The 8,186-nt window shown below is 69.9% G+C and carries 6 protein-coding genes, 1 tRNA gene and 1 pseudogene; 4 read left to right on the forward strand and 4 right to left on the reverse strand.

From position 1 onward, the window contains the following. A partial coding sequence (locus Q7T15_RS03180) for a 2-oxo acid dehydrogenase subunit E2 (RefSeq protein ID WP_304693205.1) occupies positions 1 to 723 on the forward strand: 723 nt, incomplete at its 5' end. A 41-nt stretch (positions 724 to 764) separates the two neighbouring features. Here Q7T15_RS03180 and Q7T15_RS03185 read toward each other — a convergent pair. From Q7T15_RS03185 to Q7T15_RS03200, 4 genes are all read right to left on the reverse strand, one after another. Then, positions 765 to 2,036 carry an alkaline phosphatase family protein gene (locus tag Q7T15_RS03185; protein WP_304693207.1) on the reverse strand — a complete coding sequence of 424 codons (1,272 nt, stop codon included), beginning with the start codon at positions 2,034 to 2,036 and terminating at the stop codon, positions 765 to 767. Between the two features lie 64 nt (positions 2,037 to 2,100). Continuing rightward, on the reverse strand, positions 2,101 to 3,747 hold the full coding sequence (locus tag Q7T15_RS03190; RefSeq protein ID WP_304693209.1) for an alkaline phosphatase: 1,647 nt from the start codon (positions 3,745 to 3,747) through the stop codon (positions 2,101 to 2,103). A 101-nt stretch (positions 3,748 to 3,848) separates the two neighbouring features. Continuing rightward, positions 3,849 to 5,159 (reverse strand): DUF4032 domain-containing protein, encoded by a 1,311-nt coding sequence (locus Q7T15_RS03195; protein WP_304693211.1) that lies wholly within the window; start codon positions 5,157 to 5,159, stop codon positions 3,849 to 3,851. Positions 5,160 to 5,258: 99 nt separating this feature from the next. Further along, positions 5,259 to 6,359: an ABC transporter ATP-binding protein gene (locus Q7T15_RS03200; RefSeq protein ID WP_304693213.1), complete on the reverse strand. Its 1,101-nt coding sequence runs from the start codon at positions 6,357 to 6,359 to the stop codon at positions 5,259 to 5,261. A 295-nt stretch (positions 6,360 to 6,654) separates the two neighbouring features. On the opposite strand from Q7T15_RS03200, the gene Q7T15_RS03205 reads away from it, so the two are divergent. The 3 genes and pseudogenes from Q7T15_RS03205 to Q7T15_RS03215 all read left to right on the forward strand — a co-directional run. Continuing rightward, positions 6,655 to 7,566 (forward strand): thioredoxin domain-containing protein, encoded by a 912-nt coding sequence (locus Q7T15_RS03205; RefSeq protein ID WP_304693215.1) that lies wholly within the window; start codon positions 6,655 to 6,657, stop codon positions 7,564 to 7,566. A gap of 38 nt (positions 7,567 to 7,604) precedes the next feature. After that, a tRNA-Thr gene (locus Q7T15_RS03210) sits at positions 7,605 to 7,677 on the forward strand. 204 nt (positions 7,678 to 7,881) lie between these two features. Continuing rightward, a pseudogene (locus Q7T15_RS03215) lies at positions 7,882 to 8,186 on the forward strand (hypothetical protein); the annotation flags it as partial.

Consider the following 8,186-nt stretch of genomic DNA (forward strand, 5'->3'; position numbering starts at 1 on the left):
GCTCCGGCAGCCGCACCGACCGCGCCCGCGCAGCCGGCCCCGGCCGGCGCGCAGGTCGTGCCGCACAGCCGCATGCGCGCGACGATCGCCCGCCGCCTCACCGAGAGTAAGAACTCGGTTCCGCACTTCTATCTCACCGCCGACTGCCGCGTCGACGCGCTGCTCGACATGCGCAAGCAGATCAACGCGGGCGGTCGGGTGAAGGTGAGCGTCAACGACCTCGTCGTGAAGGCCGTCGCGGGCGCGTTCCGCGACGTCCCCGAGTCGAACCGCACGTGGAGCGACGACGGCATGGTCATCCACGACTCGGTCGACATCGGCATCGCGGTGTCGCTCGAAGACGGCCTCGTCGTCCCCGTCGTGCGCGGCGTCGAGAGGCTGAGCGTCTCGGCGCTCGGAGCCCGCATCGCCGAGCTCGCCGGCCGCGGCCGCGAGGGCCGCCTCAAGCTCGCCGAGCTCGAGGGCGGCAGCTTCACGGTCTCGAACTTCGGCATGTTCGGCACGCAGGCCTTCTCGGCGATCATCAACCCGCCGCACGCGGGCATCCTCGCCGTGGGCGCCGCGTCGGCCAGACCCGTCGTGGTCGACGGTGCGCTCGACGTCGGCCAGGTCATGACCGTGACGCTCTCGGCCGACCACCGGTCGTGGGATGGCGCGCTCGCCGCGCGCTGGCTCGCCGCCTTCGTCGCCCGCATCGAGAGCCCGCTCAGCATCCTCGCCTGAGGTAGCCGCCAAGAGCCCCCGGTCGGATCGCGACCGCGCGGTCAGGCGACGAAGGCCTCCGACCGCACCGACCCGTCGTAGCCGCCCGAGGGCGTGCGGAGGGAGAACAGCGACCCGACCGTCGGAGCGATGTCGATCGTTCGGGCCTGCGCGGACGAGGACGTTGCGCGGCGCACGCGCGGGCTCCCTCCGGAGACGAAGAAGGGGATCGGCTCAGTCGCCGGGTGGCCGTGGTTGCCCGGAATGGGGTTCGAGACAACGGCGGGGTCGCTGAAGCGCCAGCCCGCGCGGCAGGTCGCGATGAGGTCGCCCGCCTCCGGCCCGAGGCGGAGTTCCGCGGGCGATCGGATCTCGAGCACTCCGGGGTGCGCTGCGACGATCGTCGAGATCTCAGCGAGGGCGGCATCGCGGCGGTCGGCTGCGCCGACCCAGTAGAGCAGATCGGCGCCGCCGTTCTGTGCGATCACCGTGCCCGCCTTGAGCTCCGGGCTGCCATTCAGCAGCTGCGTGATCGAGATGACGTTCGTCGGGATCGACCAATCCATCGAGTGGTCGGCGGTCACGATGAGGATGCTCGAGCTCCACTTCCCCGACGCGACCAGCCGATCGACAAAGCGACCGACCTGCAGGTCCGTACTGAGCAGAGCCGCCGAACGGGCCGCCTGGAGGGTCGTCCCCGTGAGATCGCTGTGACCCACGCGATCGACGTCGCCGAGATTCGCGAAGACCAGATCCGGGTCGGGGCCGTCGACCATCGCGATGAGCGCGTCGACAGTGGCGGCGTCGGGCGCGTGCTCGGTGATCGGCACGAGTGGGGACGGCTCCCACCTATAGGTGGCGCGCTCGCCGAAGATGCCGTACAGGTATTGCTTGCTGAGCACTGTGCCCGTCGTGCGCCCGCGCTCGTTGAGGCGCTCAATGATGGTGGGGAACCTCAGGTCGTTCGGTCGGTCGAGATCGCGAATGACGCCTTCGGCCCGATCGTAGACGGCGTTCGCCGGCACACCCGAGCGGTCGGGGCGCACCCCCGTCATCATCATGACGTGGTTGGGGATCGTCTCCATGACGGGTAGCGATCGCGCCGCGGGGAACGTGGTTCCCGCTGCGCGGAGCTCCGCGAGTCGCGGGGTGAGCGTCGCGGAGATCTCATCGGGGCGGCATCCGTCGACGACCAGCACGTAGACGCGCGTTCGTTCCTTGACGGGTCGCGCCGCCCACGCCGTGCCCTCGGTCGCCGAGAGCAGTACGGATGCGCCGCCCGCCGCGATCGCAGTCAGGAAGGTTCGGCGGTCGAGGCCGGGGCGTGCGGTCACGAAGGTCTCCGTTCGGGAATGGGGTCGGGATCGAGCTGGGGTCGTGCGATCTGGAGTTGCGGGCTCAGGCGCGGCGCACGCGCTGCGTGCCGGCGTCGACTATCCACGAGGTCGACAGCCGGGCGGGCGATGCGGGGTCGGTGCGCTCGTCGAGAGCGAACCAGTCCATGCGCAGCGCGGCGGGTGTCACGTGGACGACGGAGTACCCGTGAGAGTCGAAGTCGAGGTGCTTCACGTGCGGATTGGCCGCGCGGAACGCTGACTCGACGGCGAGCGACGCCGACCGCGGCGGCACACGCAGGATGTCGTCGAGATTGTCGCTCGTCACCGAAGTGCATACGAACTCGGTTGCGACCGATGCGCCCGACACCGGGTAGGTGAGTGGGTCGGCGGGGATGTCGCAGGCCCAGGCCGAGTGGATGTCGCCGGTGAGGAACACGGTGTCCGCGATCGCCCGGTCGCGGAGATGCCGTATGACGCGGTGGCGATCGGCCGTGTAGCCGTCCCACTGGTCGACGTTGTAGGGGACGCCGTCGATGCCGGTGCCTCCCGTGAGCTGACGCACCGCTGCGAGCTCCGTCATGCTGAGGGTCGAGGGGAACCGCACGGGCGTGATCATGACGGGATTGCCGATGATCTTCCACTGCACGTCGGAGCTCGAGAGGCAGTCCAGCAGCCACTCCATCTGCTCCGACCCCGTGATGGTGCGGGTGGCGTCATCGACCCCTGGATCGACGGGCGAGGATGCCTGCTGGTCTCGGTAGCTGCGAAGGTCGAGCATCGAGACGCTGAGAAGGGATCCGAAGCCGAGGCGACGGTAGAGGCGGCCGTCCAGGCCGAAGCGGACGGGCATCCATTCGGCGTAGGCGCGCGCGGCGGCCGCGCGACGGCTGGTCCAGGACCCTTCCGTCGAGGGGTCGTGGTTCTCGGCGCCGGCCGACCAGGCGTCATTCGCTGACTCGTGGTCGTCCCACGTCACGACGAAAGGCACCCGTGCGTGCAGGCGCTGCAGGTCCGGATCCGTCTTGTACTGGGCGTGGCGTCGGCGGTAGTGCTCGAGCTGAGTCGTCTCCCGCGGCGGGTCGTGCGGGCGCACGACGACGTCGCGAGCCTGGTACTCGCCGGGCGCGTACTCGTAGAGATAGTCGCCGAGGTGGAGGACGACGTCCAGGTCGTCGCGGTCGCCGAGGTGCCGATACGCCGAGAACGCCCCCGCTTGCCAGTTCGCGCACGACACGACGCCGGCGGTGACCGATGCGACGGCGGCTCCCGTGGCAGGCGCGGTCCGGGTTCGCCCGATCGGAGATGCCTGCCCTCCGACTTCGAAGCGGTACCAGTACGTCGTATAGGGCGCGAGGCCGCGGACGTCGACTGACACGGTGTGGTCGCGAGTCGCGCTCGTGATCGTCGCTCCCTTGGCGACCACGCGTCGAAAGCGGTCGTCGGCCGAGACCTGCCAGGTGACTTGGACGTCCGGCCCGGTTCCCGACCCCGGCGCAGAGGTCGGTGTCGGCGTCACGCGGGTCCAGATCACGACACCGTCAGGGAGCGGATCGCCGGAGGCGACTCCGTGCAGGAATCCGGTCGACGAGGGCGTTGCGTTCGGCTTCGCCGTCACCGTCACCGTGCCCGAGGCGAGGCCTCCGGCGGCACCGGCGAGCGTCGCGAGCCCCGCGCCGCGCAGAACATCGCGTCGAGAACTAAGCACCATGGATCCAAGGCTGACACGGACGTCCCTGTCAGACAGCGATCGGCACGATCGCGTCATTCGATGCTCACCCGACGTTTACCCGTCCGCCTCCGCTCGACGGCTCAGACCTTGTCGCGCCACGACCCCGTGGGGGTCTCGTCGTCGACGATGTCGATCGCCCCCGTGTCGAGCGGCAGCGCGATCGACTCGGTCGGCGGAGCGATCATGGTCGCCTCGTCGCGGCGGTGCCGCAGCACGGTGTCGATGTACGAGCTCAGCGCCTCGGCGAGCGGGATCGCCCGCGCCTGGTTCTGCGACAGGAACCAGCGGTGCTCGAGCAGCTGGTGGAACACCTCCGGGCCCTCGAGCTTGCCCTTGAGCTCGCGCGGGATGGCGCGGACGACCGGTTCGAAGACGCGCACGAGCCACTCGTGGGCGACCTGCTCCTCGTCGACCGACTTGTCCGGGTAGGTCGCCGCCGAGTACGAGTCGAGGTCGTTGAGCAGGCGCCTGGCCTGGTTCTCGCCCGCGTCGATGCCCGTGAGGCGCAGCAGGCGTCGCATGTGGTGCCCGGCGTCGACGACCTTGGGCTGGATCCGCACCTCGGTCGAGTCGCCGTCGGTGCGGATCGCGAGCTCCTCGATGTCGAAGCCGAGGTCGTTGAGGCGCTCGACGCGCTGCGTGATGCGCCAGCGCTCGGAGCGGTCGAACGACTCCCACCCCGTGAGCTCCTTCCAGAGCGTGCGGTAGGCGTCGATGATGCCGTTGGAGACCTCGATCGCGTCGATGCTGCCGTCGAGGCGGCCGCCCGCCTCGAGGTCGAGCAGCTCGCCGGCGATGTTGACGCGGCCGATCTCGAGGTCGTTCTCGCGCTGGCCGTTCGAGAGCCCGCCCTCGTAGAGCTGACCGGTCTCGGCGTCGACGAGGTAGGCCGCGAAGGCGCCGGCGTCGCGGCGGAAGAGGGTGTTGGAGAGCGACACGTCGCCCCAGAAGAAGCCCGCGATGTGGAGCCGGACCAGGAGGACCGCGAGGGCGTCGACGAGACGAGTCGCGGTGTCGGGCCGGAGGGTCTGCGAGTAGAGCGCGCGGTAGGGGAGCGAGAAGCGCAGGTGGCGGGTGACGAGCACGGGCATGAGCGGGGTGCCGTCGTCGTCGACGCGGCCGGTGATGACGGCGACGGGGTCGACGCAGGGGACCTCCAGGCGTTGCAGGGTGCGGAGCATCTCGTACTCGCGCCGCGCCATCTCCTCGGTCGTCTCCTTGATCGCGACGACCGCGCCGCTCAGATGCACGAAGCGCACGAGGTGGCGCGAGATCCCCTTGGGGAGCGAGGCGATCGCGTCGTCGGGCCAGGAGTCGAGCGGCAGGTTCCAGGGCAGGTCGAGCAGGCCGGGGTCGACGACGGCCGAGGTGATGCTGAGCGAGGCGCTCATCGTTTCCTTCCCGAGAACGCCGCGAGGGCGGGTGCGTCGGTCGACGCGACCCGCCCTCGGGCGATCATTCCGTGATCAGCGAGTGCTGAGAGCCGGTGCTCAGTGCGTGATCGGGGTGCGGTTGAGACGCAGGCCGCTCGCCGTGTCGAACACGTGGACGTGCTTCGGCTCGGGCGTGACGACGACCGTCTCACCGGCGTTGGGGTGCGAGCGGCCGTCGACGCGCGCGACGACGTCGACGCGCTGGCCCTGCACCTCGGTGTGACCGTAGAGGTAGCCGTCGGCGCCGAGCTCCTCGACGACGTCGACCTCGACCGAGAGGCCGTGCGAGCCGGGAGCGCCGACGATGAGATCCTCGGGGCGCACGCCGACCGTGACCGACTTGTCGCTCGCGTTGTCGAGCGTCTCGCGCTCGACGACGGCGACTCCCGTGCCGAACTCGACGCCGCCGTCGACGATCGTGGCGGGGAAGAGGTTCATGGCGGGCGAGCCGATGAAGCCGGCGACGAACACGTTGTTCGGCGTCTCGTAGAGGTCGCGGGGCGTGCCGACCTGCTGCAGGATGCCGTCCTTGAGCACCGCGATGCGGTCGCCCATCGTGAGGGCCTCGGTCTGGTCGTGCGTGACGTAGACCGTCGTGACGCCGAGGCGGCGCTGGAGCGAGGCGATCTGGGTGCGCGTCTGCACGCGCAGCTTGGCGTCGAGGTTCGACAGCGGCTCGTCCATGAGGAACACCTGCGGCTGGCGCACGATCGCGCGCCCCATCGCGACGCGCTGACGCTGGCCGCCCGAGAGCGCCTTCGGCTTGCGGTCGAGGTAGGGCTCGAGGTCGAGGAGCTTGGCCGCCTCGAGGACGCGCGTCGCGCGCTCCTCCTTGCCGATGCCGGCGATCTTGAGCGCGAAGCCCATGTTCTCGGCGACGGTCATGTGCGGGTAGAGCGCGTAGTTCTGGAACACCATCGCGATGTCGCGGTCCTTCGGCGGGACGTCGGTGACGTTGCGCTCGCCGATGAAGATGTTGCCGTCGTTGACCTCTTCGAGGCCCGCGAGCATGCGGAGGGTGGTCGACTTGCCGCAGCCCGAGGGGCCGACGAGGACGAGGAACTCGCCGTCCTCGATCTGGAGGTCGATCGCGTCGACTGCGGGAACGGTCGAGCCGGGATACAGACGGGTTGCCTTGTCGAAAGTGACGGAAGCCATGCTGATTTACTCTCCTCTTCACCGGCAGGTACGTGCCGGACGATCCGTTGTGAATGGATTGATGACGCTGTCATCGATGAACGACGCTGGTCATCGAGGCTCAGTATGCCACCTCCCGCGGCCGTCGGCCGCATCGGGGGATGCTGGACGGGCCCGCGAGGGCGCCCCGCGGTCCTCCGCGAGGACCCCTCGACTGGCCGCACTTCGTTCGTCGCCGTACTATCCTTCGGGGCGCAGTGCGCCCGAACCCGATTCGGGGAGCGCGCTCGCCCCCGGGAAGCCACGAAGAGGAACCATGACCGACAGCGGATCAGCCCGCGCGAAGCAGTCGAAGACGGCCCGTCGCGACGAAGCCCGCGAGAAGGCCCGCCAGCTGCGCGCCGAGCACAAGAAGAAGGAGCGGCGCAACCGCTGGCTCCTGCAGGGCGGCATCGCCGTCGCTCTCGTCGCGATCATCGCGATCGTCGCGCTCGTGATCACCAACTCGATCCGGCCCGAGCGCAACGGACCCCGCAACATGGCGAGCGACGGCATCCTCATCGGCGAGGGGCTGACCCCGGTGCAGACGCCCGGCATCGCCCCCGACGCGACGCCCGTGCCGAGCGCCCCGAACGAGCCGGGGGTCGTCGCGATCACCATATGGATCGACTACCTCTGCCCGGTCTGCGGCGAGTTCGAGGAGGAGAACGGCGAGCTCATCCGCACGCTCGTCGACTCGGGCGCCGCGACGGTCGAGTACCACCCCATCGCGATCCTCACGAGCCTCTCCGCCGGTACCCAGTACTCGCTCCGCGCCGCGAACGCCGCTGCCTGCGTCTCCAACTACAACCCCGACGCGTTCTTCGACTTCAACGCCGGACTTTTCGCCGATCAGCCCGCGGAGGGCACCGAGGGACTCACCGACGACCAGCTCCTCGAGATCGCGCGCGACGCCGGCGCGACCTCGACCTCTCTCGAGCGCTGCATCGACGACGGCCGCTTCTACGAATGGGTCAAGGCGGCGACGACTCGCGCGGGCAACGGGCCCCTGCCGGTCGAGGGCACCGAGGTCGAGAACGTGCGAGGCACGCCGACCGTCCTCGTGAACGGCGAACTGTACAACCCGTCGTACCCCTTCGACTCGACCGAGTTCTCGCAGTTCGTGCTCTCGGCCGCCGGCAACGACTTCGCGGCGAGCCCGTCGCCGTCGCCCTCGCCGACCCCCTAGCGAGGCGCCGCGGGCCGATAGGCTGAGCCCGCTGCAGCGCCCCGTTAGCTCAGCTGGTAGAGCAGCTGTCTTGTAAACAGCAGGTCGCAGGTTCGAATCCTGTACGGGGCTCCGATCTCGCCCATGCACGGGCCGTCACGAGGGGCAATACCCCCGATCAGGGGAGCAATCCGAGGGCCGTCTCCCCCAGTCCTGGGGTGATCTGTTCGTTTTCCGACCACCCCCGCTTGGCGCTTCGGGCCTCGGGGTCGTAGCGTCGGAGGAGTCAGCCGGGGGGCTGACGGATACATCTCAAGGTTTCGGGGGGAACCTGTCATGCTGCGTTCAATCCTTGTGGGGTCCGCGCTCGCGACGAGCGTCATCCTGCTCGCGCCCGTCGTGGGCGGGAGCATCGACGTCTCCGACGTCCTCAGCGCTCGCACGCTCGCCGCCGGCGCCTCGGCGATCACCATCGTGGAGGCCGACTCCGCCGTCGACGGCAGCGCCTTCCTCGACCCGCGCCAGCGCGCGACCTACTCCGCGACGAGCGGCGGCGACGCCGAGTCGGCCGCGAGCCCGAGCGCCTCGCCGTCGCCGACGGCCTCCGCGACCGCCGAGGCGAGCGCGTCGTCCGCGGCGAC

This window comes from Microcella sp. (assembly GCF_030645145.1).
Classification (GTDB): domain Bacteria; phylum Actinomycetota; class Actinomycetes; order Actinomycetales; family Microbacteriaceae; genus Microcella.

Bases quoted from the DNA above. Each gene is read 5' to 3' on its own strand.
- Q7T15_RS03190 (WP_304693209.1), bottom strand. From the start codon at position 3,747: ATGGTGCTTAGTTCTCGACGCGATGTTCTGCGCGGCGCGGGGCTCGCG.
- Q7T15_RS03195 (WP_304693211.1), bottom strand. From the start codon at position 5,159: ATGAGCGCCTCGCTCAGCATCACCTCGGCCGTCGTCGACCCCGGCCTG.
- Q7T15_RS03200 (WP_304693213.1), bottom strand. From the start codon at position 6,359: ATGGCTTCCGTCACTTTCGACAAGGCAACCCGTCTGTATCCCGGCTCG.
- Q7T15_RS03205 (WP_304693215.1), top strand. From the start codon at position 6,655: ATGACCGACAGCGGATCAGCCCGCGCGAAGCAGTCGAAGACGGCCCGT.